Genomic DNA, 26,912 nt, shown 5'->3' with positions numbered 1-26,912 from the left:
GTCTAGGACATGGACTTTTTTGGATTGTATTTGCTTCCACTCCGCTGGAGTGAATCAACTACACGAATAAATCGTTACCAAATGATAGGTATGGACGTACAATCTGTTAAAATCGACCTTATCTGCTGGGTTACTGAGCTTCAGGACAAGTCTATCCTTAAGAAACTTTAGGAACTGAAAGAGCAACAGTAAAGTACTTCTGAATTACGGGCGGAACAGCAGATGGAACTGGAGGGCAGGCTTGAAAAATATGAAAACGGGGAAATGGAGTTTTCTCCATGCAACACTGTAAAGGACAGGGTAAGAAACCGCGCAAAAGATGCCCTTTAACTGCTACATGAATCAATCCCTATTTATCTCCAAGTAGTTTGCAGGACGCAGGCTGTCGTTTCTGTCGTAGAGGTAGGCCCTTCTCCGCATATACGTATCTGCTGGCAGAAATTCATCCTGAGTAGCCAGCAGCTTTTCATTCAGTACAGTCTCCAGGTATGCTTTCACCTGGGCGTATTGGGGCACCTCCACGAGGTTCGTCAGTTGGTAGGGGTCCTGCTCGTTGTCATAGAGCAGCCAAGGACCTAATAAATCTTTGACATAGGTGTATTTTCGGGTTCTTACCCCTCGGTATTCTCTGCCTCCATTCATAAACTGCCATTCGTGAAAGGGTACCGGGAGGGTGATCAGAGCGGCTTCGTTGCCCAAGTCCTCCCCGCTGAAAAGGGTGGCTGAAAAATCTTCTCCCTCCATGCTTTCCGGTACGTCTATTCCGCAGAGCCCCAAAAGAGTAGGAGCTAGGTCCGGAGTGTTGATGGGATCATAGATATCTCTCCGGGTTGATCCGAGTTTCGAAGGCCAGCGCATGAGCATGGGCACCTTGATGGATTCATCCCATGGGCGCTGTTTTTTCAATACGCCCCGGGACATCAGCATGTCGCCATGGTCTGAGGTGAAAACAAATATCGTGTTTTCGGCAATTCCCGCATCTTCGAGCCCTTTTAGAAGATCCCCCACTGCTTTGTCAATAGCGGTGCAGTGGGCATAATATCCGGCCAGCACCCGACGGGCGCTATCTTGGTACATTTCCGGTACATTTGGCCGCAGGGAAAGTGTACGATCACGATATAGGTCTTTGTATTCCTGTGGTGCGGTAAAGTAGGGATCATGTGGCGGTCCGTACGATAACACCAAGAAAAAAGGATTGTCTTGGTTTTTATGGAAATAGCTAATGGCACTGTCAGTCTGTGGAAAAACATCGTACCCGTCCCAAAAGTGTTTTTCGTCGTTTTCGTCAAAATAATAGCTATTATTATAGTCATGGGTAACCTCCCGCACCTTCCAGTAGTCAAATCCCTGTCGTCTCTCCTTGGGAATTGGTTGATTCCTGCCGCTAAAGGGGTCTTCTCCACGTTGATGCCCGTTGACGTGCCACTTGCCGATGTACCCGGTTTGGTATCCAGCTTCCTTGAAGGCCTTTCCAATGGTAACGGCTTGGGTAGGCAGTGGCTTGTCGTTGTAAAAAAGTCCATTGGTAAGCGGGTACTGCCCTGTAAGAAAAGAAGCCCGCCAGGGTGCACAAACGGGGGTTACCGCCACTGCATTTTCAAACACCAAGCTCTCGGTCGCCAGCCTGTCAAGATGGGGCGTTATCACTTCTGTATTGCCTGCACAGCCTAGGGCATCGGCTCTCCATTGATCTGCAAATACAAAGACCAGATTGGGAGGTGTGGGTTGCTCCGATATTTCGTTATTCTTTGGTTCTGGCTTGCAGGAGAGGGCTATCGCAAGAAGCCAACATCCAATGAGGTATTTACACATGAGGTTGATTTTTTTTTCTACATTGGGCACACCCTTAGGCTGGGCAGATCGGGCATGGTTTTTCTGCCCAATTGACGATTTCGCCTTGCTACAACGTGTTCCAATGGAATGGGTAGTATTCAATGCCTGAAAATGAGAAAATTTGGTCGTAAATCGAAACTACCGGTAAAAAAGTTTGTCTAGATTCCCCCAGGCCATGCTCAAATGGGGTCTGAAGACGATGTGTCCGGGTTTTTCAGGCGGGTGGTTCTGTTGGCCAGCCGGAAGTCAAAGATTTCCCTTTCTGCGTTGGTTTTTGCCTGCGTTTGGTACCATTGCTCCTCGGTATGTAGCATGAGCGCATTTTCCCGAAAGGCTAACAGGGTATCGTAAGGACCCCGGGGTGCCATCCACTTCACTAGAATAGGGGCAGTTTCCAACAAAATAAACAATAGAATGATAAAGCTATTGGCCAGGTTTATGGCAGACTCCGTTTGGGAGAGATCGGCAAGTGCCTGAAGCCTCGCGGCAATGCCATCCATCTCGGAGATGGTTGACTCCTGATCCAGCAAGGCCGCTTCTTTGAGCTGATTGAGTCGGGTTTTCTCCACCTCCAATTGATCGATCTTCACTCGATTGAGTCGTTCGGTTTCCTCGTAGGCTTTTTGGGCCTGATCTAGTTGCTCTTCTTTTTTGCGGGCATTCACACCTATCCCTGCACGTCCGGAGGTTCCGGGCGTTTTTACTCCGAACCGTTCGGCGTCATACTCCCCCTGTTTTTCATTTCTGAATTGTCGGCTTGCGGCTATTTCTTCTTGCAGAGCTCCTATTTGTAGATCCAAGGCGGCAATTTCCGGATAGTTTGCCTCCAGTGCCGATTTCGTTTGTTTCACAAGTTCCAGCTTTTGGGTGGCCAGTTGTTGGTTGATTTCCTTTTCGAAGATCCGCAGCTCCAGCGGCTTGGCAATAACCAACGCTAAAACGATAGCAAGTACCAGCCTAGGTGCAGCCAATTTGAATTCCGGCCATGGTTTGCCGTTTTTGCGCATGGTTCCCACTATGTACCGGTCCAGGTTAAAAATGGCAGTGGCCCACACCAATGCCAGCAGGATGGTAACCAACAGGTCGTCAAAAATGGTATGCAGCGCATAGCCTGCAGCCAGACCTGCAAAGATGGCGGTAAATAAAACGGTGCCCCCTATACCTACGTATTTGTTTGCTTCAGTGGGGCATCGTTTGAGGAGTGGGCGGTAGGTTCCGGCGCAAAACCACAAAAAATGGGAAAGTTTGTTCATTAGGCTAGGGTTTTTTAGATTGGAATGCAAAGTCCGGGCTAGAAAATAGCATGGATTTAAATCAATCGTTTTAACTTGTAACTAGCTGATAAACAAAATTTAACATGTAGTAGCAACAGGTGCTTTCTCAGGTTGCCTGTCCGGTAATGGGATTGCTTGGATTTCCTGCTGTTCGATTTTGAGACAGTCAGAAATCGGCTGTTCGGACAGATGTTTCTATCTTTGCATCATACAAGTCAACTAAACCCACCTATGAGAAAGAAATGTATCATTGCCCTGTCATTAGCGCTGTTGGTTTTTTCGGTTTCTAATGCGCAAGATCCCACCCGTTTTGAGGAGGAAGTGGGCAGAATCCAGACCCAATATCCTTCAGATCAGCACCGTGGAAGTGTTTTATTTACAGGGAGTTCCAGTGTGCGGTTGTGGAAGGACCTGGCAACCGATTTTCCCAATCATAGCGTTGTGAATACCGGGTTTGGAGGATCCCACGCAACAGACCTGATGCACTACCTGGATGAGTTGGTGCTGGAATACCAGCCGAAGAAGGTGTTTATTTATGAGGGGGACAATGACATTTCTGGCAAAAAGACTACAGGGGAAATCATGGATACCATGGACCAAATCGTCAAAGCAATTCACAAAGCCTTACCCAATACCGAAGTGATATTAATCAGCGCAAAACCGAGTATCTCCCGCTGGAACCTTGCCAATCAATACAAGGAGCTAAATACGGCAATGAAGCGGTATGCCAGGTCTACCAAAGGAGTTGGCTTTGCGGATGTCTGGAAGCCTATGTTGGGTAAAAACGGTCAACCCATGCCGGATATCTTTATCGAAGACAACCTGCACATGAACAGAAAGGGGTATGAAATCTGGGCAAAAGTAATTGGAAAACACATGAATTGAGCCACATAGGAAGCTCCTGGCGCTGTTGAATCAACATGCGCCGGGATCATTCCGTTTTAGATGGACATCCTACATGCGTTTGGCTTAAAAGCTGACCATGGCCTTGATGACTTGGCTGTCGGCTCGGGTCCAATGCCCAAATTTCGAGATCATCTCGTCGAAGCGTGCTTCGTGGGTCACATAGGCTTCTACGGGGAACTGCTTGGTTCGCAGCAGTTCCATCACCGCTTCGAAATCCTTTTTGGTGGCGTTTCTGCTGCTCATCACGGCTCCTTCTTTAGCGTGTAAGGTCGGGTGGTTTATGGCCAAATCGCCTTTATAGAGCCCTACCAGCAAGTACCTACCTCCATGGGCTAGGTATTTGAGGCCCGATTCCAATGCTTGTTTGTTTCCTGTAGCGTCCATTACAACTGGACAAAGTTCGCCGCCGGTCAGCTCGGAGACTTGATTTGCTAACGATTCGCCGGCCACGAGTATCTCGGCGGCACCGAAGTGGGATCTGGCTTTCTCAAGGCGTTGGGCATTGACATCCACGGCTATTACCCGTGCCCCTGCCAATGTGGCGAAACGGATCATGGCCAATCCAATTGGGCCACAGCCCATAATTAGAACGGCCTCGCCTGCGGTAAACTGTGCCCGCTGCACGGCGTGGTAGCCTATGCAGAGCGGTTCAATTATGGCGATTTCCTCCAAACTGAGGTCGGGGGCGGGCAGGAGTAATTGTGCCGGAAAGCTGAAATATTCCTGCATGCCTCCGTCGGTATGTACGCCATATACCTTTAAGGTGCTGCAGCAGTTGGTTTTTCCGGCCCGACAGGCAATACAGGATCCACAGGATACGTAAGGGATGATGGCAACCTTGTCGCATGGGTTAAAGCCGGCCTGTCCGTTCGGGTCTGCAACTTCCCCTGCCAGCTCATGTCCTAAGATTCGGGGATAGGTGAAAAAGGCTTGATTTCCTGCAAAGGCGTGGATGTCTGTGCCACAGATACCTACTTTTTTGATTCTTACCAGCACCTCTCCGGGTTGGGGAACGGGAACTTCCTTCTCGGTAAGGACTAATTTGCCAGGGGTTTCACAGACGATATAGTGCATGGTTTTTTCGTGTAAGGTAAAAAAAAGAACCCAATCCGACGAATTGGGTTCTAAATTTTTCCTTCGGTCGCTAGGGGTGGTTGCTGGCAGTGGCTTGATGATCCGTTTTTCTCAAAATTACAGGCTCCTTCAATTTGCTTGTCACCACGTCCATAAAGTACTTTAGGTGCGGATATTGCTCGGCATCGACGTACTCTTGTTTAATCTGAAGGACCATGTTCACCTGCACAATGGCTCCTACGGCATTCACCACGTAGCTAAACAACATGGTGCCGTCCGGAATGGTCAGATTGATGTTTTCCGGGAAATCGTCCAGCTCATATCCCTCCGGTATATCCATTTTGAAGGAAAAGCGGTCGGTTACGGTGTAGTTAAAATCTACCGGAAAATTACGCGTATCCGAGGTAAACGGGTTTTCTTTCCAGCGGGTAATGGAAAACGGTAACACATGGAAAGGTGCTGTTTCTGGAGCGAACAATTTGGTGCTAAGGGTGGACTCGTGGGTAAGTTTGTTAAGCTTCGAAGTAAGCTCGGATTTTATCGAAAGCACTTGGTCATCTTCAACAGTGACAATCTTTTTTCTAAATTCGGCCTTTTCGGCGTCGGTTTTCAGTCCGCCCATAGCGAGTGCATCGTAGTCGGAGAAACGAAAGCTGGATTCTTTCTTGAAATAGCCGGCCTCGTCCCATTTGACGGTTACGAACTGATTAAATCCAGATAGGTGGGGCACCTGTATATCGATCAGGCCACTTCCGGGATCACGCAAAATGAAGGCTTCATGCACCAAGGAGGGCAGTGATAGATATCCTAATGGGTGATCTTTTTGGCTTGCATCCGCATAAATCAGTTTCTCACCCGTATTGATGGCCAAAATCAATTGGTTAAACTGGTCGGCGAAGGGGGCGTGCACCAAGTGGGAGCGGCCATTTCCCTTACTGCTGATCAGCAGCGGGAAGGCCTCGATACCGTTTGCCCGAAGATACGCAAGCAAGGCCAGGTTTATGTCGCTCCGTTTTCCGGTGCGTAGATCCAAGGTTGCCTTAAGTGTTTGGCTGGGGAATACACCAGGCTTTTCGTTGTAGGTAAAGTTATCTGTGACGTGCTGATAGATTTTTTGGATCAGGTCTAGGGGGGATCGATCGCTCGCAGGTTCCTGAACCAAACTTCGCTGCGTGTTCCGATCCGGCTTTAGGTAGGTGGCGAATGATTTTTCGTTCATAAACCAGTTGCCCAGATCTTGCCAATCGCGGAAATAGCTGGTGGAATTGGATTGCACGATTCCCATGGATTGGCTTTGCGTTTCATGTTTGGCCAGCTGGAATTGTACCTTCTCCAGGTAGTCCCCCGGGTTGTTCATATAGGGTTCTTCTTTAATGGAGGGTAGATTCGTAAGGTTCCACTGGTAGGAGCCTTTGTCCTTGCGGTAGTTACTGGTAATGACGTTAAAACCCTGACCCAGCATCCGGTATTCGAGTTCGGCGGGAATAGCTAAATGGTAAGTCGATCGAAGGGTGGGGATATGGTTTTGGAATACCCACCCATCTATAAAAACAATCGATTTATCCCTTTTGGTATAGCTGTACTCGAGGATGGAACCGGTTTGTACATTGGGGAAGGTGAAGCGGATTTCCCGCCAACCGTTTCCGGCATCTACTTCAAAGTAGTCGTCTTTGCCCAGCTTGGTGACCTTTTCCTGTCCGTTTTCCAACTGAACGATCTGGGCCCGGAGCTTTTGGATCGTTTCTATTTGGTCTTTGGCATAGTACCGGATCACCACATCCCCAATGGATTTTCCGCTTTCTTTCAACACCTTAAACCGCCGGTTTATTTCACTTAGAAGCACATAATTGGAAATAAAGGAGATATTTTCTTCATCCAATACCACTGCATCTGCGTCGGGATCAAAGGGGACCTCGATAAGCTCCCATTCGCTTGCTTCGTATTTTCCATACTTTGATTGCTGCCCTAGGGCACTATGGCACAGGATGAAGATCCCAGCCAGAAGGAGTGGATAAAAATGGATCGATTTCATAGTTGTTTTTTGAAAATAAATTGCTGCTGTAAAAGAACTTTGATCAGACTCAATTCGGCGGCCTTTTCCTCCTGTGAAAAATCCTCGGGAAATGAATAATGAATGCTTTTTACAATTTTCAGTGTACGTTCGCTAAGTTCGGGCTTTATCTGGGTTTGGGTATGGGCAGTCGTGAGTTCCCAACCATCCGATCCGGATTCCCATTCCAATGGGCCGGGGATAATCACCGTTGTTTCCTCTGATATTGTTCCGGAAGCGGTTTTGTCGTTGATCTGTAGTCCCTTTGCCCAAGTGACCGGTATGATCGTCCGTTTGGCGGTATTTTGGGAATAACGACCCACCCAACCAGAAAATGCCAGATCGGCGGTAGGAAGTTCCTTTTCGGAGCCAACCGAAAGGGTGTGGTCCTCCAAGCTAAGGCCAGCACCTCCGATTTTCTGGATTAGGTAATCCTTTTTTTCGCTTCCTCCGGTCTGATAGTCCAGGCTGTGCAATGATTCCGCAGGTGCCCCTTTATGCAGTAGGTGTCCTTTTATTTCTGCGTCGCCATTCGCGGTCAGCTCCACTTCCAAGGTAAGGTGGGTGGTGTTGTATTCGGCTGTGTTGTAGGAGGGAGTATGAACGATTTTGCCTCCCTCGGGTGAAATGGCCAAGGCTGGTCTGTCCTTTGTAAAGGACCCTAAATACCCTGCGGGAAGGGTACTCGATGTACACTCCAGCCAAAGGGTTTTGTCTTGGGTCGGAATCTGTAGAATAACGTGGTTGAACTGATTGGAAGGAAAATCCAAGTCGAAAGGCTCGTCCATTTCTCCAGCATAGACCAAGGTGTAGTACGCCTCAATTCCCGCCTCGGCTAATAGTGCTTTCATCAACATGGTCAGTGCTTTGCAATCTCCGTATTTGGTGGAAACCACGTCAGAAGCAGCCATCGGCATCCAACCTCCCAAGCCCATCTGAATGCTCACATAGCGGTAGTTTTTCTGAAGGTACTGATAGAGAACCTTTACTTTATCGTAGTCGTTATCCAGCCCCTTCGTCAAATCGGCCACCAGCGATTTCGTTGACTCGGGAATATTGTCCTTCCCTTGATTCAATAGATGGAACCACTTGCCCAAAGAATTCCACGAATCCATCGTTGCCTGATATCCCTGCATGGCAAAATGATTTGGGGCGATTTCAATCCGCGGCACGTCCGCTGATTTAATTTCCGAATCCATGGGATCCATGTTTTCGACCTGCCAATAAAAGGAATGGTGGGTGGTGCCGACGGATGAGACCTTTGGCTCGTCCAGATGGACGGCTTTATACCGCATGCCCAGCGCCTCCGGATACTGTATTTCGAGTGTGGATGTTTGTACTTTTTGGTTGAAGAAATGGGTGGGATACCAAGTGGGCATATTGAAGTTGCCGGTCTTATGTAATTTGACCTCCATCTCCACGCGGGCAGGGAATTTTACTTGATCCAAGTCAAAGTACATTAGGACGAGGTTCTGAAAGAAAGTTCCTTCGCTGATCAATGCCCGTGACTTCAGGTCTTTTTCTCTGACCCGTTTGATCAGTTTTCCGCTGATCGGGTCTACGATCCGCACGTCGAAGTACTCCAATTTGGTGAATTCATCAACGACAAACCGGTACCCTCCATGGGCCGACCCTTCGCTGTTAATAATAGTGGTGGTTTGCTTCAGCGAGATAAGGTAGCTGTAGTTTTCCAGCAACGTAATGTGCTGCTCCTTATTGACGGTGGAGTAGTGGGGAGTCTGCTCGTTGGCATGCCCGGGGGTGCAGAAACGAAAAATCGAAAACAGCACCAAGATCGATTTAAAAAAGGCGTTCATAATGAAAGAATAATTGCGGAAATGTAGTGGAAAAGATTTCATTTACAAGCGATTCTGCAAGATTTATTTTTTCCTAAAATCCGCAGGATTTTAGGAAAAATCAATTGGTTTTTTGCATAAAGACGCAAATGACCGGATTACCCGAGCCCATTTAGAGTTAATCCAAGCTGCCATGGATCCGGTGAAACTGAGAAAATTCTACTACCCTGGCGCAAAAGTGTTCGGAGGTAGGGAATTGTCAGTTCCTAGAATATAGGAAATGTAAGGCGAATTTCCACCATTCACCTCCGGTATCTGCGGCGAAGAAGTCATCTTTTTCCAGCTTAAAGATTTCTCTGCAACTTCCTGAAAATCTCCAATATAGCCAAACATGCCGGCATGAATCCTGCTTTTCTAAGGCAGTACGTGTCTGGTGCTAAAAACCCTTCAAAGGACCAAGCAAAACGGATTGAGGAAACCCTTCACTGTTTGGCAGACGAAATCAAAAAAACAGCATTGGTAGTTAGCTAAAATAGGATGCAAGCCCTCCTATGGAGCCTTGCTGCCCTTGGATATTCCGATATATTCATCAAACTGGGCAAACGGACTGGTGCCTATCACAAAGGCATTCGTCTCGGTGACCAGCAGGCGGCATTTACCCGTTTTTTTGATTTGGGGAGCGTATCGTATCATAGTCCCTTCAGGCACTTTCCGTTAAAGGACATAAAAAAACCCGGTCCTGAAAATCAGGATCCGGGGCCGTTGCATTCGCACGCACGGGTACCAATCAAACGAACTGAATCTGCTGTAGATCTTTGGCAAATTCCTTCAAGCGATGTTCTATTTTCTCCACCGTCTTTTTGCCGGGCTTCTTTCTGCCTGTCACGTAGTGGCTTAGCTGTCCCTGATTGATGCCGGTGAGCCGCTCCAATCCCGCCAGAGAAAGCACCTTGCCATAGTAATCAAGAAACGAAGCCACATCATAGGAGAATTGAAATTCGCATTCCACAAATTCCCTCTTTTGTTCCTCAAAAACTACCTTCATTTCTTCGTAACTATTGTAAAAATCCTCTATTGCTTCCTGAGCGGTGTCACCGTCACCGATGATGTGATAGGGAAGATCCTCCGTGTCCAGATAGGCACCATACGTTCCGTCATTACCACGCTCTATAATTGCTTTTGCCTTTATCATACGATTTTGATTTACAGTTTAGGGTTAAAAAAGCGGAGGTTATTTAATTCCCGCTGCTTTCATGATCTTGTTTAGTGTTCCCGTTTTTACTTCCTGATTTTTATGGTGTGAGAGGTCGAAGGTCTTTCCGGTGATCGGGCTATACCATATCGGGTGTTTTTTACCATCTTTTATCCAGTAGCACCCGGCCTTTTTGCATTTCTTTTCGAGTTCTGAATATTTCATTCCGCTTGATTGGTAAAGTACAAAGGTACGAATATTAATACCTTTTACAAAGGGCAGAACTGATTTGTTATAACAAAAACCACTATCCCCTCATACTCCCATCTCCCACTTCCGATTCAATCGCCCCCCTTCCATCCCGCTGCGAGGTCTTACGCATCTAAGGATAGTTAAATATATCTGAAGGATTGGTGCTTTCCAGTTGTAGCTTGTAGACGCGTCTACCGCTGCTCGTTGGCATGCTCTGGTGTACAGAAGCGAAAAATCGAACTGATCCCCATCAAGCGAAATAGATGATTTAAATCATACTTATGGGTGAGTTTCATCGTAGGTGGCTTTTGCGGTACACTATATATTTGTCGTTGCCTGATACTGGGCTAAATTGATCAGATTTCCATGAAGCAAACTACCTCCCCACATTCATTTCATATCCCCGTAATGGGATTGGGGTTTACTGTTGACACCCCCCTTAAAGTTGCCAAATTTGGCATTTCGAGTGCCGTTTCCATCGTAGACGATTTTTTGTTGGAAGACATGAGACGGATTCACAGCAGCAAGCTGGGTCTCCCTTTTGACGCTATAGACGAGCAGGTGCCTGATTACAAGGCCCTCCGCACGACCGCTTACCTAAACCTGCTCCATCACGAGGTGCAACGGCAATGCTCGGATCTCAAAAACCAGGATTTTGAGACCGACCGGGACATCCATGTTTACTTCGAATTGCTGCCCACCGACCATCCCGACCACTCGCTTTATATTCAGATGCTGTCGGAAACCGGTACCGAGCGTGTTAGACTGCAAGAGGAGCTCAGAAGCCATATCGTACCAGGATCCATCGACGTCAATATCATGACGAAGGTGGATAAACTAAATACGGACAAAGAGGGGAACCCCCTTCCAAGAGAATATTCGGATGCACTCACTGCTCTCAGAGGATTTGCCAACAGCGAACTGGATGGATCGGTTATTTTCTCCGCCGGGCTAAACCCTGCCCTATACAGCTATGCGGAGAATTTTTCGGACTTTTTCCCGGATAAGGACGGATATATAAAAAAGCGCATCATACTGAAGGTCAGTGACTACCGATCTGCCCTGATTCAAGGCCGCTTTTTGGCCAAGAAGGGTTTGTGGGTGTCGGAATTTCGGGTGGAGTCCGGGTTAAACTGCGGAGGCCATGCCTTTGCGACGGAGGGGTATTTGATTGGGCCCATTCTGGAAGAATTTAAGACAAACAGGCAGGTGCTGGCCCAAACGCTAAGGGAGGCGTGCAATGCAGGTTTACAAGCCAAAGGCCTTCGTCTGCCGGAAGATGCCCGACCTAAAATCACCTACCAAGGAGGCATCGGCAATTCGGAGGAAGACCGCTTCCTGCTGGATCATTACGAGCTGGATGGTACCGGCTGGGGTAGCCCCTTTCTGTTGGTCCCGGAGGCTACGAGCGTTGATGAGGACACGCTTCAGCGGATTCTTGCTTCACGGAAGTCCGACTACTACCTGAGCAATGCTTCTCCTTTGGGCGTTCCTTTTAACAATTTGCGGAACAGCAGCGCGGAAGAACAACGCATGGCCCGCATCCAAAAAAACCGGGCAGGAAGTCCTTGCTATAAGAAATTTCTGTCGTTCAGCACAGAATTTGGAGACAAACCCATCTGCACCGCTTCCCGTGCCTATCTGCACTTAAAGTCCAAACAACAGGCCTCGGGTACCATCACCTCGGAGGAACTGGAAAAAGCCATGGAAAAGGATTGCCTATGCGAGGGACTCAGCGCCCCTGCCATTTTGCACGAAGGGCATACCCCACGAAGAAACCTGAGCGCCGTAACCATTTGTCCGGGGCCAAACCTGGCCTATTTCAAAGGGGTTTTCAGCCTCAAGGAAATGGTGGACCATATATATGGAAAAATAAGCTTGTCCCTGGATCCCCAGCGGCCCCATGTGTTTGTCAAGGAACTTCAACTCTACGTAGGGTATATCAAACGGGAGGTTGAGAAGCCATTGGCGGAGAACAGCCAGAAGTTTGAAAACTATGTGGAGAAATTCAAAAAGAACCTACTGGATGGAATCCAATACTATCAGCAGTTGATCGAGCAACAGGCAGCCGACACGGTGGATAGCGTGGAGGCGTTGAAAGAGGAGTTTAGGCACCTTCGGCGAGAAGTAGTGGGAGTTTCCTTACTAAGCAGTCCGGTAGCTCAGGTTTAGTCGGAGGATGCGTGCCAAAAGAGGCTCTTTTTCATACACTTGGAGTGTGAAAATGAGCCTTTCTTGGTCGTAAATGCGTTTATTTTGTCCGTTTACCGGCCCATTGAACGGCTTGGTGTACGAGTTTTTGGAGGGGGTGATTGAATGTCCTCTAACCCGACTGAATGTAGACGGACTGGGACCTGCCAGGTTCCTAGATCTAAGCTAGCAGGAACTGGATTTTTTGACCACAGATATCACAGGTTTTCACAGATCTTTTCAAGTGATGAATCAATTACACCCTATTTTTGCCGCTTTCCTCGCTGGGACACCCATTTCAATCCACCCGATACCTTTTTTCGTCAATTCTCTTGATGGTTTCCGATGGTTTGATGTGACCCTATTATCTTGATCGTAATTTTGTATATGGGAGAAAAACCACATGCTCACTTTATTTTCCGCCTTGCAGGTTTTAGCCAAAAGGTGCCCAGCTGCGGGGTTTCGATGCTCTTGGACACGACTCAAAATAGCAACAATAATGACCGGAACACCCAAATTTATCAAAAATACGACTTGAGAGTGGCTAAATGCACTTTCGCAAATCTACCGAGGAAAAAAGCAGGGTAGTGAGCATGGAATAGAAAAAAAATATCCCGGCCACTATTCTTCCCACGTTACTGGAAACAAAAAGGCCGGGAAATAGGGGGCAAGCGATAGGTTTTGCTTTCCATTACTGACTACAACGAAGCCAGCGCCCGTTCTAACTTTTGCTTTACTTCATTTGCCAGCGATTCGATGGAATGGTTTTTTACCGCCATCATCGCCGCTGCCGGATCCATTACCGCTACTTCCATTTCGTTGGAGTCGGTTTCACGAATGGTCACGTTGCAGGGTAGCAGGGCTCCTATGTTGGGTTCCGCCTGCAGCACTTTATCTGCAAAAACCGGATTGCAGGCACCCAAAATCAAGTAGGGTTTGTAGTCCTTGTCCAGCTTTTTTTTCATGGTGGCCTGTATGTCTATTTCGGTCAGTATGCCGAAGCCTTCCTGCTTGAGTGCCGCTTCCACCTGTTCCCTGAGCGTTTGGATGTCTTGTTTTTCAAATGTTCTTGCGATGTAGTATCCCATGGTGTATTTATTTTATTAGAAAGATAGGGGAATTAACTGAATTCGAAGGTGATTTTGGTCACTCAATCTATTTTTTACCCTATATATGTGTTATTTCATTAATAATTAGTATTAAAATATTTTATGTATGAAAAAAATTTATCTATCTCTAAATTATTAATTTTTTTAAAATTATATTCCGATTTTAGTGTTATGTGATTAATTTTTAAATTGATTTAGGTCTTTTGATAAACCAATTAGCGCTTTTTTCGTTTATTCTAAAATAAATTTTATACATTTGAATGACTTTAAACTTATCATGCTGTCTTTGTTAGGTCATCACATTTCAATGAGTTGATCACCGACAAATACGATGGCTCTAATGGGCAGTTTAGAAAGTTGATTTATTAAACCTAAAAACCTACGAGTATGATTAAAAATTGTTACGTGAGCCGTTCTATGTCCATTTTTGGCATAAGGGCGGCTTTTTTGAGTTTAATAGTTGTCCTGTTTTGTACTGGATCACTGATGGCACAGGGAAACCAACCGATTCGTGTAAGTGGAACGGTTACTTCCGAGGATGGCCGCGAAACCTTACCGGGAGTGAACATACTGGTAAAAGGGACTACGATCGGAACAGCTACCGATATAGACGGGCGGTATTCCCTGGAAGTTCCTTCCTCCGATGCGGTGCTTGTTTTTTCCTTCATTGGATTTGAGGTACAAGAAGTCCGTGTCGGAAATCGAACCACGGTGGACGTTGTACTTGGACAGGAGCTGTCCGCTCTTTCCGAGGTTGTGGTAGTGGGGTACGGTACCCAAGAGCGCGCAAAGGTAACCGGAGCCATATCTTCGATAAGTTCCGAAGATATTCGTGCATTACCAGTCCCAAATTTGGCTTCTGCGTTACAAGGCCGCGCCGCCGGTGTGAGTGTTACCAATTCCGGAGCGCCGGGCACCAATCCATTGGTACGGGTGAGAGGCATTGGGACAGTCGGAAATAACGACCCCCTATACGTGATAGATGGCGTACCCGCCGGAGGTTTGAATCAAATCAACCCGGCGGATATTGAGTCTATCGAGGTGTTGAAGGATGCGTCTGCTGCGGCAATTTACGGATCAAGAGCCGCCAATGGCGTAATCCTTGTTACCACCAAAAAGGGTAAGATCGGGACTCCAAAGGTATCTGTGGATTCCTATTATGGAACCCAGACTGCCTGGAAGCAATTGGATCTGTTGAACCGGGATCAATACATTTCCTTTGGAAGGGACTTATTGGCCAATGGAGGGCAACCGGCGCCGCAGCGCTTTGACGATCTCGGCGACTTTGCCAATGTAGATACCGACTGGCAGGGAGAGATGTTCCGTACAGCTCCCATTCAGGATCATAATGTGGCGGTTTCGGGTGGTACAGAGTCTGTGTTATACAATGTTTCTTTTGGGTATTTTAAGCAAGAGGGTATCATGAGAGGAACCGGATTCGAACGGGTTTCTTTCAGAACCAATACGGATTTTAAAATTAACAACCGAATAAAAATCGGCCAAACGCTGACGTTCGCCTATTCGGATCGTGCCAATGAGCCTCTGACAGGTGGCAGAAGTCAGATAGAGCACATGGTCAAGCAGGTACCTTATATCCCTGTCAGAGATGCCAGCCGATTGGGTGGATTCCGGTCGCCCGATCGCGTGGATGGATCGGATCCCGAAAACCCGGTTTTAAATGCCGAAATACGAACCAACCGACAGCAGGATTTCAAATTGCTGGGTACCGCTTTCGTGGACGTAGATATCTATGAAGGTTTAAAATATAAATTTCTCGTCGGAATGGACATAGGGATAGGTACACAGGACCAATACACTCCTCGATTTGATGCCGGGGACTTCAACTTCCAGCCCTTCGCATCTATTACCCAGAATAGAAGCACCTTTGTTTCTCCGCTCATCAGCAACCAACTTTCTTATAACAAGACCTTTGGGAAACACACGATAGATGCCCTAGCGGTATTGGAGCAACAGACCTTTGTCTCCACCGGACTTGTCGGAAATGGTCAAAATTTCCTTACCAACGACGTACGGGTATTGCAGGGTGTGCAAAACCAAACAACTTCAGGCAACAAGACAGAATATGGACTCATTTCCTACATTGGGCGTATCAATTACGACTACGAACAACGGTACTTGGTCAGTGCATCGGTCAGAAGGGACGGGGGATCACGTTTTGGCCCTGCCAACAAATGGGGAACTTTTCCTTCGTTTTCATTGGGCTGGAGGCTCAGTGAGGAGCGGTTCATGGAATCGCTTTCCGCTGTAAGCGATCTAAAGTTAAGGGCGAGTTATGGCGAGACAGGAAATGACCGCATCGGGGATTATGTCTATCAGGGAACCATCAACAGTAACCATTTCTACAATTTTGCGGGGTCTTTGGAAGGTGCCAGCACGATATCCGCATTGGCGAATGCCAATCTCCGCTGGGAAACCACCGTAATGCGAAATGTTGGGTTGGATTTGGGATTGTTGAACGATCGAATCAACTTATCTGCCGAGTGGTTCGACAATACGACAGAAGGGATGATCTTGGGGGTACCGATTCCTCCGTCCCTCGGATACGACGCCGCGCCGGTAGCCAATGTAGGAAATGTGTCAAACCGGGGAGTGGAGCTTACCGCGGGATATCGGAAATATACCGGTGACTTCCAATTTTCAGTAGATGGAAACATTGGTTTTATTCGCAATGAGCTCACTTCATTGGGTACTGGTAACACCATATTTGGGCCGGAGTTTCAAGGTGATCAAATGACGTTTACCGAAGAGGGACAGCCGATCGCCTATTTCTATGGATGGCTGGCCGATGGGCTTTTCCAACAAGGAGATGACCGAAGTCAGCAGGTGAACGCGTCTCCAGGAGATATTCGCTTTAGAGACTTAAATGACGATGGGGTGATTACCGATGCTGACAGGACTTTTCTGGGACATTACATGCCGGATTTTACTTATGGGGTAAATGTATCCGCCAATTATAAGAACTTTGATTTCACCATGTTTTGGCAGGGAGTTCAGGGAAATGAAATATTTAACCTATTGCGTTTTCATACCGAAGGGATGACTCGACTATTCAATGCCAGTACGGTGGTTTTGGATCGATGGTCCCCTGAGCAGCCTAATACAGAAGTTCCTCGGGCAGTATCGGGAGATCCCAATAGAAATGCCCGTGCAAGTTCCCGCTGGATTGAGGATGGTTCTTACCTCCGATTGAAAAACCTTTCCATAGGTTATACGGTGCCTAAGCCGGTGCTGGATTCATTTAGTAGGGGAAGTATTTCGAATCTAAGAGTGTACTTATCCAGCCAAAATCTGTTGACTTTCACAAACTACTCGGGATACGATCCTGAGATTGCGGTTCGTGAAGGGATCAACAATACCCTAGGCGCTGGTATCGATTATGGTCAGTTTCCTGCGGCCCGAACCGTTCTTGCGGGCATTCAGCTTACCTTCTAACCTATTATTCCAAAAAAATGCATACTATGAAATCTAAATCCATACTCACGCTGTTCCTATTGTTGATGGGAGCTGCGTCGTGCGACGAGGAAATTCTGGAACCGGTAAACCCTAACCAATTGGGTATAGAAACCTTTTATCGTACAGGCCCCCAGCTTGAGGCTGCGATAAATTCGGTCTATTCGGGACTACAGGCAAATAACTTGTACAACCGGGAGTATTTCTTCCTTCAAGACCTGCTTTCAGACGACTGTGATACCGGAGGGCCTCAATTGGAGGCACCTCGCGCACAGGTACTTAATCATGTTTTCGACGCGTCCAATCCATTGGTTGGGGCTAACTGGCGGGGCTGGTTTCGAATCGTCCACCGTGCAAATCTAGTGCTGGAAAATGCTGAAAATGCAACAGAAGAGATTACCGAAGGGCTTCGCAACCGAATTATTGGCGAAGCACATTATTTACGGGCTTTGGCGTTTTTTGAGCTCGTGAGTCTGTGGGGTCCAATTCCTTTGATGACCTCCAGTGCTTCTACTCCGGACGGAATCCCCAGATCTTCGGAGGAGGAAGTGTATCAGGTGATATTTAGTGATCTTCAAGAGGCAATCAGCCTGTTGCCGTTGAAAAGTGAACTTACCGGATCCCTTGCAGGAAGGGCAAGTAGGGGTGCTGCACAGGCGCTGGCTGCTAAGGCACATTTATTCCGAGGAGATTATGCCGCTGCCAAGCCTTTTTTGGAGGCAGTGATCGGATCTGGGCAGTACCGGCTGGTGGATCGCTACTTGGATAATTTCGAAGAAGAAAATGAAAATAATGCAGAGTCCATTTGGGAGGTGCAGTTTACAGAGGAATTCGGGGACGCCGGTGGTTGGAATGCCGATGGCAGCGATATTGCTGAAGTTACATTCAGGGGGCAGGAGTATGGTCCAAAAGCCTGGAGAAATGTTATTCCCAGCGCTTCGTTGGTTGATGAGTTTGAGTCCGTTGCCAATGGGGCCGAAAAGGACGACCCTCGGTCGGTTTACTCCTTTTACCGGATAGGTGATATGTATAATAATGGTCAAAATGAACTCACTGCGGATAAGGTGCAGGGCGATGTTACCCGTCCTTCATGGAGGAAATACCAGATGATCTATAAGCGGGAGAATGAAGACACCCGGTCAGGTATTAACTTCAGGGTAATCCGCTATGCCGATGTGTTGCTAATGATGGCGGAAGTAGAAAATGAAACTTCCGGTCCTGCGGCCGCATTGCCTTATATCAATCAAGTAAGGGCGAGGGCTGACGTGGATATGCCTCCATACCCCACCGCGCAATACCCTACCGGGACACAGGAAGAAATGCGCCGGGCGATCCAACATGAACGAAGAGTGGAATTGGGAGGGGAGCAAGTTCGAAACCGGGATATTAGAAGATGGAGAAGAGCCGGTAAATTGGCCGCTGAACCCATCGCGGTCTACCGGCAGGTGCACGATAGGTTGCCTATACCACAAAATGAAATCGATAACAATTCGGCTCTTTCAGGCGCTGATCAAAATGAAGGTTACTAACGTTCATTTGCTATCATCCAACTGAAGAACGGAAGTTGCTAAAAAAGCCCTCAAGAGAAATTTTAGAGGGCTTTTTTAGTGGCATCAAATTGGATTTTTACGAGCGGACTCTGTCTCATGCCGACAGTCTGTTTGGCTACTGTCTTGCGGCCAGTGATCGCATTCCCTATGTTTTTATCTACGAAATAGCCGTTTCAGAACGGATGATTTTGGCCAAGAAATTCCCTATCGACCTTTCGCCCTGACCTGGTAGCGGACTATTACAGGCTCTTCAAAATCGATGTCTTGGCTTACTACCTGCTGCAATGCTTCGCCATGTGAACCCAGGCTTCCAGTTTCCAGTGCGCGGACCCAGTCCTCAGGCTGTAAGATATCGAAAAAATATCCTGCATGGGAGGTTCCCTTCGCATGGAGGCCTCCAAGCATGGGCGTCGCTACCGGTACTGGGGAATCTAACGAAAAGAAGACCTCGTAGATTGGAAAAGAGGCAGCATCATCCAGGTCAAAAGAGGCCTTTTTTTCAAGGCCGAAAACCCGAACGCGACAAGTGCCTTCGGTATGCCAAATGTTTCCCATATTGAATGCCATGCGTTGGGTTTGGAGAGATTCGAAAAATGCATCCTCCTCCAGGTAGATAGCGGTTTTAGGAGGGTGCCGGTTTCCGTAATGCATCCGAACGATAGGCTCTGCCTTGCCATTTGAGAAATGGAAAATAGTGTCCGAAAAGGCGTAGTTAAGCAGGTATCCTTGGCCAAAGTCAGCTATCTCTCCCTCGCTGATTTCGGCTGATACAGGGGTTCCGAGCAATCCTATTCCCTCAGATTTCTCCGATTGAATGTCTTTTTTCACGAAAACGGGATATTTTCCATCCGCATCCAGCGTTCCGTCGTATTCACCGGAAAGCAGCCATGTGTCCGACCCGAGTGCCCTGAAATTGTTGAGAAAAAGGTAGCTCCCTACCTCGATCCGCCTTAAAAACCGAAAGTCGGGTAATCGGTATTCCACAAGCTCGCCCTGGCCAGCACTTAGGATGAGGGTGTCGTTTTTTATGTGCAGACCCTGTAGCCAAGCGTACTCCTCCGGGCCATCTCCCTGTTTTTCGTAGCTTCGACGGTAGTTCCCCTCCCAACCAAAAACATGGATGGCGAATTGATTCATGCATTTAGTGGCGAAATAAAGCTCGTTCCCGTATACGGTCAGTTCGGAGGAACGACAGGAAAGGTTAATGGCTTGGTTTTCCGGAATTCGCAAGGGAATGAAACTTACCTCTGCGGCGGCTTGATCAAAAGGCAGGATTTGGGAGGCTTCTATCAGAACCGTAGGAAAAAGACCTCCCTGGGACGTGTCTTTTCCCGAACATCCCAACCAAAGGGTTGATATACAAGGTAAAAACCAGAGATCTCTAAGGTAAAATGTCATTTTTAAGTTTATCGAATACCCATTAACTGCAAGCCCGTCCGAAAGCAGTCAGGCGTGTTGCACGGGCCTTATGGTTGAATCGCTTTTCTTTACCTTCCCTGTAGTAGACAGGCATGACCAAAGTCATGAAACATGCTGACACAAACTAGCTTTGTAATATACTGTTTTTTTTATATTTATCATTATGAATCTTCTAAAGAGCCATTTCAGATGAACAAGATCCTAGTTCCCACCGATTTCTCCCCCCATGCGGATGCTGCCTTCGATTACGCCATCCAGTTGGCCCAAAAGCAGCCGGGGGAGGTAGTACTGCTCCATGTCCTTCATACACCAGTGAATTGGGCAAAGCTTTCCAAAGACCAAGAGCGGTTGTTTCCGGAGACCCAAGAGGCCATCCGCAGGGCGAGAGCGGCCTTGGCGGAGCGGGTTGACAAGGCCAAAACCAAAGGCGTCGCAGTAGGAGAGCAGCTGTGCTTTAGCGACGGGAAGGATCAGATCATTTCTTTTGTAGAACGAGAGCATGCTTCCATGGTAGTGATGGGGTCGCACGGGCAATACGGATGGAAGGAGCATATGCTGGGGTCGAATACCTACCATGTGTTGCGGAAGGCCCGGGTTCCCGTTTTGGTGGTGAAGAATATCGAAGATCCGGTTTCGTTTAATCGTATCGTCTTTGCGACGGATCTGAAGGAGAACTCAGGCAAGGCACTGAAACAAGTGGCGGAATTTGCGGCGAAAATGGGACTCTATCTGCACTTATTGTATGTGAACACACCCGCAAACTTCTTGGAAGATTCCCAGATTGAGCAGCTGGCTGGGGAGTTTCTGGAAAAATATGCGGATTCGGACTACCCGGTTCATCATTACAGCGCCTACAAGGAGGAACGTGGAATTATTCAGTTTGCCGAAAAATTGGGAGCCGATATGGTTGCTGTAGCCACACATGGGCGTTCTGATTTGCAGCAGCTATTTGCACCCAGCGTGACGGAAAACCTGGTCACCTACCTGAATTTGCCCGTATGGTCTATTAATCTGGGATTGGAAGGTGATGCATGAAGTGAGCAGGCGGTTTATGTTATTTTTGAGTAGAAGGGTAAGGAGGGGAACGTAAAGTTGAATGAAAGGCGATTTTTTGGTTGCCCCTTAAAAAAAGGCAGCGCATTAGCCGTATTGGCGATGCGCTGTCCTTTTTAGTGATCAGATGTTCGGTCGATCAGCCAAAGAATTTCCTCAGGTCATCTATTCGTTTGTCTAATATGGCTTCCACTGATCTGTAGGCTTCCCGATTAGGTAGTTTTTCGTTTACCGAGATGTAGTATTTGATTTTGGGTTCCGTACCGGATGGCCTAGCGGAGATCTTGCTTCCGTCTTCCAGGTAGAACTGAATCACGTTTGATTTGTCCAAATGGAGCATCTCCTCAGTTCCGGTTACCATGTCATATACCTTGCTTTCTTTAACATCGATGATTTTGGTTACCTTCACGCCGTTAATTGCGTTTGGCCGATTGGTGCGGAAGCCCTGCATCAGTTGTTGGATTTGCTCGGCACCGTCTTTCCCTTTTTTGGTAATGGAGATCAGGGATTCCTTGTAAAACCCGAACTGCATATAGATTTCGGCCAAGACATCAATGAGGTTCATGCCCTTGGTCTTGTAATAAGCCACGATTTCCGCTACGATGGCACAGGCCGACACGCCGTCCTTGTCCCGTACGAAATCCCCTACCAAGAAACCGTAGCTTTCTTCGCCCCCGGCTATGAAGGTCTTCTTCCCCTCGTTTGCCCGGATCACTTCGGCGATGTACTTGAAGCCCGTCAGGGTGGAGAAATATTCCGTTTCAAAGCCCCTGCTAATTTCACCAATCAGGTCGGTAGTGACAATGGTACTTACGGTATATTCCTTGCCGGTCAGCCTCCCGTGTTCCCGCCATTTGTTTAGGAGATAGTAGACGATGACAGATCCGGTTTGGTTCCCGTTGAGCAGTTCGTATTCTCCTTTTTCATTGGGAACTACGGCGGCATACCGGTCACCGTCAGGGTCACAGGCCAGCACCAGGTCTGCTTTTACTTTTTGAGCGAGGGCTACCGACATGGCTAGCGCCTCGGCTTCTTCGGGATTGGGGTATATGACGGTGGGAAATCTTCCGTCTGGTTCTGCCTGTTCCTTGACAATGTGGATGTTTTCGAAGCCAAAAATCTTCAATGCCTTTGGTACCATGGTTCCGGAGGCCCCATGAATCGGTGAAAATACGATGCTTAGGTCTTTTTGTGCGATGATAGCTTCCGGTGACATGGAGAGCTTTTTTACTTCGGCCAGGTATACCAAGTCGTGATCCTCTTCGATGTATGAGATCAGGGCTTCGTTCCGGGTCCATTTGACATCGTCTACCGATTTGATTTTCATTACTTCTGTAATGATGTTTTTATCGTGAGGGGGCACCACCTGTCCCCCATCTTCCCAATAAACTTTGTATCCGTTGTATTCTTTCGGGTTGTGGGAAGCGGTGACCATCACGCCGCTTTGGCACTTAAAATGTCGGATGGCAAACGAAAGCATGGGCGTGGGCCGCATCTCCCGGAAGTACTTAACGTGTATGCCGTTGGCGCTCATTACGTTGGCGGTGGTGTCGGCAAACAGCGTATTGTTGATCCGGGAATCGTGGGTGACCGCCACTGAAATCTGCTGCCCTGGAAAGGATGCCAGCAGGTAGTTGGCAAGGCCTTGGGTAGCCATCCCCACGGTATAGACGTTCATGCGGTTCGAACCGACCCCCATCAGCCCGCGAAGACCTCCTGTGCCAAACTCCAGGTCTTTATAGAATGAATCAATCAATTCGCTGGAATCCGAGGCCTCCATCAGGGCTTTGATTTGTTTTTTGGATTCCTCGTCGATGTTGCTGTTAAGCCAAGTTTGGGCTTTATTCAAGATAGAAGCATCTGTCATAGTTTGGAAAAAGTTTGGTTCTGGTACAAAGTTATTATGAAGGAATGAAATTAGGAATTTATGTGGGTTAACGTATGGGAAACGGAAAATTTATTCTGGATTTTTTGGAACCTGCCTTTTTCGGCCGGGAAGATGACTCGAATCCTTTGGTTCGTTTCATTTCCAAAGCCCCCAATTCATCGGGTAGTTCTTGGAAACTGTTTCATTATTATCTACCTTCATTCCTAAAATTTAAAGAGCCGATTATACTATGGATTTAAATCAACTGGACCAAGATCTCACTACTATCATTGAACTGCGAATAAAGCTAAGCAAGAAGACTTATGCCGAGCCCGATTACGATGATTTGGAGGAGGAGCTTCATGACCTGGAAGATGATTTCAACGAAACCTATGGCGATGGATTGGAGGCTGAGTTGGAACGTATTTACGACGCACTGAATTCAGACAACGATGTGTTACTTCCTTCTGCTTATCTGGCCAATCGATACGTGCCGTTGCAGGCAGATGCGCGGGGTGTCGTTTCCTATGAGATAAAGGGTAAAGAAGGAGTGCCTATCGAATCCGAACAGTTTGATGGTCAAGATGTGCGTATTGTGCTGGTAGCCAACCCCGCCCGTTTTGTGATGCAGATTAACGGCAAATCGTTAAAGGATCTTTGGAGATCCCGTTAGTTTCTCCACCGATTCCTTTTGATTTTCTCGCCCGGTTCACTACCGGGCTTTTTTGTTGTTTTCGGGGCGTTTAAGCTATCCATTGGATCAGTTTTTTTGTAATTCCCTGACCTTGCGTCCGTTTATTTATTTTCATGATCAAACAGGCATGCTGACGATGTCTGGTTTTGGCCTATTTGCCGTAGCTGCTTTTTTTTTGAAAGCGTAATCTTCTCCCGGCTTTTTTGGGCGTTTGCGGAATTTGTGGCAATTTTGGATAAAGCGCCACGGCGCATTATGAATTCGGATGGATATATCGGGCAGGCCGGCTATGTTCCCCGAGAAAAAACAAGAAACATATGAATCCAATTTCCTATCTCTTTATCCGACTTGGCATAGGGATTAGCATGTTTGGGCATGGCCTGGTACGCTTGCCCAAGCTTACATCCTTTAGCGACAAAATGGTGGCTGATTTTGCGGAATCCATGTTGCCATCGCTGCTGGTGCGGCCTTTTAGCTTGGCGATCCCGTTTGTCGAATTCGGGCTGGGTTTGCTATTGCTGTTGGGATATAAAAGTACCTGGAGTGCGGTAGCTGGGGCGATCTTTATGCTGTTATTGATGCTGGGAACGGCGTCAATCGAAAACTGGGGTGCTTATCCCTCGCAGATGATCCATCTCGGGTTTTTTGTGCTCCTGATCCAGTTTATGCCATCCAATACCTTTTCAATCGATGGTTACTTATCAAAGAATAAATCTTAGGGTAGTATGAATACGATAGAAATAGCAGATCTGCGGGACCGCTTGCCGGCCATTACCGATACCCGGTTACTGGAGGTTTTGGCAAAAGAGGGGAAAATAATGCAGTTTGAAGCGGATAAGGCCATCATGGAGCCCGGTCAGTTCGTCCGAATGGTGCCAATCGTCTTGGATGGTGCCATCAAAGTACTGCGAACGGATGAGGACGGGAGGGAGCTCTTTCTTTACTACTTGGAACCCGGAGAGACCTGCGCCCTTTCGCTTACCTGCTGCAGTGCCAATCGTCCGAGTGAAATCCGGGCGGTAGCGGAGGAAAAAACAACCATTTTGGCCGTGCCGGTGCAGTTGCACGAGCAGTGGATGGATGAATACAAGCAATGGAAGGATTACGTATCCAGCACCTATCAGCACCGTTTTCAGGAGATGCTGGTGGCCTTGGATGCGGTGGCATTTAAGCGTATGGACGAGCGCCTGATGCGGTATATTGTGACCAAGATGAAGCAGCTGCGTGCCAACGAGCTCCATACCACCCATCAGGAGATTGCCAACGAACTCGGTACCTCCCGGGAGGTCATTTCCCGACTGCTCAAGCAACTGGAGAAAAAGCGCTGGATCGAACTAGGCCGCAACGTGATCTATGTACGGGATGATTTTGAGGAGTTGATTAGCAAGTAAGATTCCGAACGGTCTTTCTGTTTGACTAAAACCTTGTTAACGCTCTTTACAGCTTCACAGACTTTTTTAGCGCGATATCTAATTATTGCGGATGAAGAGCACGGTCGTTTTCAGTTTGCATGTATCAGGGCGTTGCTTTTTTTTTGGTTCAGCACAGCCTAATGTGTTGTTGAGATTATAGCATGTGTCTATAATTGATTTTTCAACGGTAACAAGAAATCCCTGTCTTTCCAGTAGGTAGCCTTCATTTCATCTACTATTTGGTGTTTTTGATTGATCAATATAAAAAGTTTGTTTTTTTTCTGCTTCAATAGCTTGACATTGAAAGGATTAATTTTTAATATTATGTGATTGTAATGATTTGATGAAAAATTGTAAGTTATATCTGATTTATCTCGTTAGGTAGTAATTGAACATGCCTTTTGGGTGATAATTTTATCGGGATTATTCTTCAAGGATCAAAAACATGCAAGCATAGTCGTATAGCGCTAATTTTTTGTTCCTTTTGGCAGAATCTCTTATCAAATCATCGTTCCGTTCTTTTGTTTGTAAGTGTATTCATTTGTGTGTTGAAGGCAGGTGTGGAGGGCCGAAAGGCTGGTTAATTTAGGTGCAGTTTCTTTAACATGTTTTTTATGAAGAGCTTCGTAATCATTGTCTTCTATGCGGGAGTGATTTACACCGTAAACTTCTATTTCGTCGATATAGAAGGTTTACTCTTCCGTCAGTTTATGGAACAGGGTGATTTGGATATTCCGGAGCATGTCCTTTTGGAGAGCCTGGATCAAATGAGGTATTGGAGTAAATTCAGCCTTCTTTTTTCGGTGTTCATTTATGTGGTGAAGGCATTTTTGGTAGCGTCTCTACTTTATGCGGGGTTATTTTTTGCGGACAGTCACGAAAACCAACCACTTTCCCGTCTATTTCATGTTGCCGTATACGCAGAAAGCATACTCGTGATAGCCGTTCTGATAAAAATTCTCGTGATTTCTTCCGGTAATTTCTCTTACGATGCCTTTATGAAGTATTACCCGCTGTCAGCCATTAATTTTTTCGATGCTGCGGGGTTGCATCAGGTTTTTGTATATCCCTTACAATTGCTCAATGCGTTTGAGCTGGTCTATATGGTGCTACTGATTTACTTCCTAAAGGAAGAGGTAGAGCTCCCGTTACTAAAAAGTTCCCGAATCGTGCTCTCTTCCTATGGAGTAGGAATGGTATGCTGGGTGGTCTTGGTCATGTTCTTAACCCTAAATGTGATGTAAATGAAAAAGATAACTAAAAATGCCTTGTTAGCTTTCGTTTTTTTGTTTTTGGGCGTCATGGGCTGGGCCATGATCGGAAAATACAAAAGCCTTCAAACGCCAAAACCGGTTACCGTTTCACTGATGGATCTGCCGGTTAAAACAGTGGATGGAACCTGGCTGGACCTATCGAAGTTTGCGGGTCAGGTTCCAATTGTCTTGATTTATTTCAATTCGAGTTGTGATCTATGCAAGCATGAGATAGCACAAATCAATCAGCATTTAGAGGCGTTTGAACCTGCTTTGTTACTTTTTATTTCCTCCGAAGACCCAAATGAAATCGACGCGTTTAAGAACTCGTTTGACTGGGAATCCAACGTTCCTACCTATTTTTTGGTCGACGAAGACGCGAGTATAGCCAAGACCTTAGAAGTTTTTAACGTGCCTGTTTCCCTGATTTTCAGTAAGGACATGCACCTGGTTTGGAGGTTTGAAGGACCTGCTAAAGTTTCTTCTTTGTTGAATAACTTACCCAAAAGCCTGTGAT

At 47.1% G+C, this 26,912-nt stretch carries 22 protein-coding genes; 11 read left to right on the top strand and 11 right to left on the bottom strand.

All coding sequences use genetic code 11. The annotated features are described in order from the left end of the window. Positions 1–342 precede the first annotated feature (342 nt). Together IAQ59_RS02635 and IAQ59_RS02630 are read right to left on the bottom strand one after the other, a co-directional pair. Positions 343–1,812, bottom strand: coding sequence for a sulfatase family protein (locus IAQ59_RS02635; protein WP_245189391.1), 1,470 nt, complete (start codon positions 1,810–1,812; stop codon positions 343–345). A gap of 200 nt (positions 1,813–2,012) precedes the next feature. Then, the gene (locus IAQ59_RS02630; RefSeq protein WP_209329226.1) at positions 2,013–3,086 is read right to left on the bottom strand and encodes a DUF4407 domain-containing protein; all 1,074 of its coding nucleotides are present in this window, start codon (positions 3,084–3,086) and stop codon (positions 2,013–2,015) included. A gap of 252 nt (positions 3,087–3,338) precedes the next feature. Between IAQ59_RS02630 and IAQ59_RS02625 the strand changes: the two genes are divergently transcribed. Further along, a complete protein-coding gene (locus IAQ59_RS02625; RefSeq protein WP_209329225.1) occupies positions 3,339–3,992 on the top strand; it encodes an SGNH/GDSL hydrolase family protein in 654 nt (217 codons plus the stop codon). 84 nt (positions 3,993–4,076) lie between these two features. On the opposite strand, the gene IAQ59_RS02620 is transcribed toward IAQ59_RS02625, so the two are convergent. From IAQ59_RS02620 to IAQ59_RS02595, 6 genes are all read right to left on the bottom strand, one after another. After that, on the bottom strand, positions 4,077–5,087 hold the full coding sequence (locus IAQ59_RS02620) for a zinc-binding alcohol dehydrogenase family protein (protein ID WP_209329224.1): 1,011 nt from the start codon (positions 5,085–5,087) through the stop codon (positions 4,077–4,079). Between the two features lie 70 nt (positions 5,088–5,157). Beyond that, complete coding sequence (locus tag IAQ59_RS02615) at positions 5,158–7,119, bottom strand: transglutaminase family protein (RefSeq protein ID WP_209329223.1); 1,962 nt, start codon at positions 7,117–7,119, stop codon at positions 5,158–5,160. Further along, entirely contained in the window at positions 7,116–8,954 is a 1,839-nt protein-coding gene (locus tag IAQ59_RS02610) for a transglutaminase-like domain-containing protein (protein ID WP_209329222.1), read from the bottom strand. The genes IAQ59_RS02615 and IAQ59_RS02610 overlap by 4 nt, the downstream gene beginning before the upstream one ends. A 528-nt stretch (positions 8,955–9,482) precedes the next feature. Further along, positions 9,483–9,626, bottom strand: coding sequence for a hypothetical protein (locus IAQ59_RS02605; RefSeq protein ID WP_209329221.1), 144 nt, complete (start codon positions 9,624–9,626; stop codon positions 9,483–9,485). Positions 9,627–9,720: 94 nt separating this feature from the next. Continuing rightward, complete coding sequence (locus IAQ59_RS02600; RefSeq protein WP_209329220.1) at positions 9,721–10,125, bottom strand: helix-turn-helix domain-containing protein; 405 nt, start codon at positions 10,123–10,125, stop codon at positions 9,721–9,723. Between the two features lie 39 nt (positions 10,126–10,164). Then, the gene (locus tag IAQ59_RS02595) at positions 10,165–10,350 is read right to left on the bottom strand and encodes a type II toxin-antitoxin system HicA family toxin (RefSeq protein WP_209329219.1); all 186 of its coding nucleotides are present in this window, start codon (positions 10,348–10,350) and stop codon (positions 10,165–10,167) included. Between the two features lie 393 nt (positions 10,351–10,743). Between IAQ59_RS02595 and IAQ59_RS02590 the strand changes: the two genes are divergently transcribed. Continuing rightward, positions 10,744–12,549, top strand: a complete 1,806-nt coding sequence (locus tag IAQ59_RS02590; protein ID WP_209329218.1) for a hypothetical protein — start codon at positions 10,744–10,746, stop codon at positions 12,547–12,549. 716 nt (positions 12,550–13,265) lie between these two features. On the opposite strand, the gene IAQ59_RS02585 is transcribed toward IAQ59_RS02590, so the two are convergent. Continuing rightward, complete coding sequence (locus IAQ59_RS02585; protein ID WP_209329217.1) at positions 13,266–13,655, bottom strand: DUF302 domain-containing protein; 390 nt, start codon at positions 13,653–13,655, stop codon at positions 13,266–13,268. A gap of 408 nt (positions 13,656–14,063) precedes the next feature. Between IAQ59_RS02585 and IAQ59_RS02580 the strand changes: the two genes are divergently transcribed. From IAQ59_RS02580 to IAQ59_RS02570, 3 genes are read left to right on the top strand one after another with little or no spacing between them, the layout of a single operon-like run. Beyond that, positions 14,064–17,129, top strand: a complete 3,066-nt coding sequence (locus IAQ59_RS02580) for a SusC/RagA family TonB-linked outer membrane protein (RefSeq protein WP_245189390.1) — start codon at positions 14,064–14,066, stop codon at positions 17,127–17,129. 26 nt (positions 17,130–17,155) lie between these two features. Beyond that, a complete protein-coding gene (locus IAQ59_RS02575; RefSeq protein ID WP_209329216.1) occupies positions 17,156–18,676 on the top strand; it encodes a RagB/SusD family nutrient uptake outer membrane protein in 1,521 nt (506 codons plus the stop codon). A 35-nt stretch (positions 18,677–18,711) separates the two neighbouring features. After that, complete coding sequence (locus IAQ59_RS02570; protein ID WP_209329215.1) at positions 18,712–18,921, top strand: hypothetical protein; 210 nt, start codon at positions 18,712–18,714, stop codon at positions 18,919–18,921. Here the strand turns inward: IAQ59_RS02570 and IAQ59_RS02565 are convergent. After that, a complete protein-coding gene (locus tag IAQ59_RS02565) occupies positions 18,902–20,095 on the bottom strand; it encodes a 6-bladed beta-propeller (RefSeq protein ID WP_209329214.1) in 1,194 nt (397 codons plus the stop codon). The two genes, IAQ59_RS02570 and IAQ59_RS02565, sit on opposite strands and share 20 nt — an antisense overlap. A gap of 210 nt (positions 20,096–20,305) precedes the next feature. On the opposite strand from IAQ59_RS02565, the gene IAQ59_RS02560 reads away from it, so the two are divergent. Next, positions 20,306–21,151 carry a universal stress protein gene (locus tag IAQ59_RS02560; RefSeq protein ID WP_209329213.1) on the top strand — a complete coding sequence of 282 codons (846 nt, stop codon included), beginning with the start codon at positions 20,306–20,308 and terminating at the stop codon, positions 21,149–21,151. A 157-nt stretch (positions 21,152–21,308) separates the two neighbouring features. On the opposite strand, the gene IAQ59_RS02555 is transcribed toward IAQ59_RS02560, so the two are convergent. Continuing rightward, positions 21,309–23,036: a phospho-sugar mutase gene (locus tag IAQ59_RS02555; protein WP_209329212.1), complete on the bottom strand. Its 1,728-nt coding sequence runs from the start codon at positions 23,034–23,036 to the stop codon at positions 21,309–21,311. A 250-nt stretch (positions 23,037–23,286) separates the two neighbouring features. On the opposite strand from IAQ59_RS02555, the gene IAQ59_RS02550 reads away from it, so the two are divergent. The 5 genes from IAQ59_RS02550 (at position 23,287) to IAQ59_RS02530 (ending at position 26,911) form a co-directional block, all read left to right on the top strand. Then, positions 23,287–23,709, top strand: a complete 423-nt coding sequence (locus IAQ59_RS02550; protein ID WP_209329211.1) for a hypothetical protein — start codon at positions 23,287–23,289, stop codon at positions 23,707–23,709. A gap of 338 nt (positions 23,710–24,047) precedes the next feature. Then, positions 24,048–24,449, top strand: coding sequence for a DoxX family membrane protein (locus IAQ59_RS02545; RefSeq protein ID WP_209329210.1), 402 nt, complete (start codon positions 24,048–24,050; stop codon positions 24,447–24,449). A gap of 6 nt (positions 24,450–24,455) precedes the next feature. Then, on the top strand, positions 24,456–25,121 hold the full coding sequence (locus tag IAQ59_RS02540) for a Crp/Fnr family transcriptional regulator (protein ID WP_245189389.1): 666 nt from the start codon (positions 24,456–24,458) through the stop codon (positions 25,119–25,121). Between the two features lie 635 nt (positions 25,122–25,756). After that, positions 25,757–26,386, top strand: coding sequence for a hypothetical protein (locus IAQ59_RS02535; RefSeq protein WP_209329209.1), 630 nt, complete (start codon positions 25,757–25,759; stop codon positions 26,384–26,386). Beyond that, the gene (locus tag IAQ59_RS02530) at positions 26,387–26,911 is read left to right on the top strand and encodes a peroxiredoxin family protein (RefSeq protein WP_209329208.1); all 525 of its coding nucleotides are present in this window, start codon (positions 26,387–26,389) and stop codon (positions 26,909–26,911) included. The last annotated feature ends 1 nt before the right edge of the window (position 26,912 follow it).

Origin of the sequence: Lunatimonas salinarum (assembly GCF_017811155.1) — a bacterium.
Lineage (GTDB): Bacteria > Bacteroidota > Bacteroidia > Cytophagales > Cyclobacteriaceae > Lunatimonas > Lunatimonas salinarum.
This window is presented reverse-complemented; position numbering and strand designations above follow the sequence as displayed.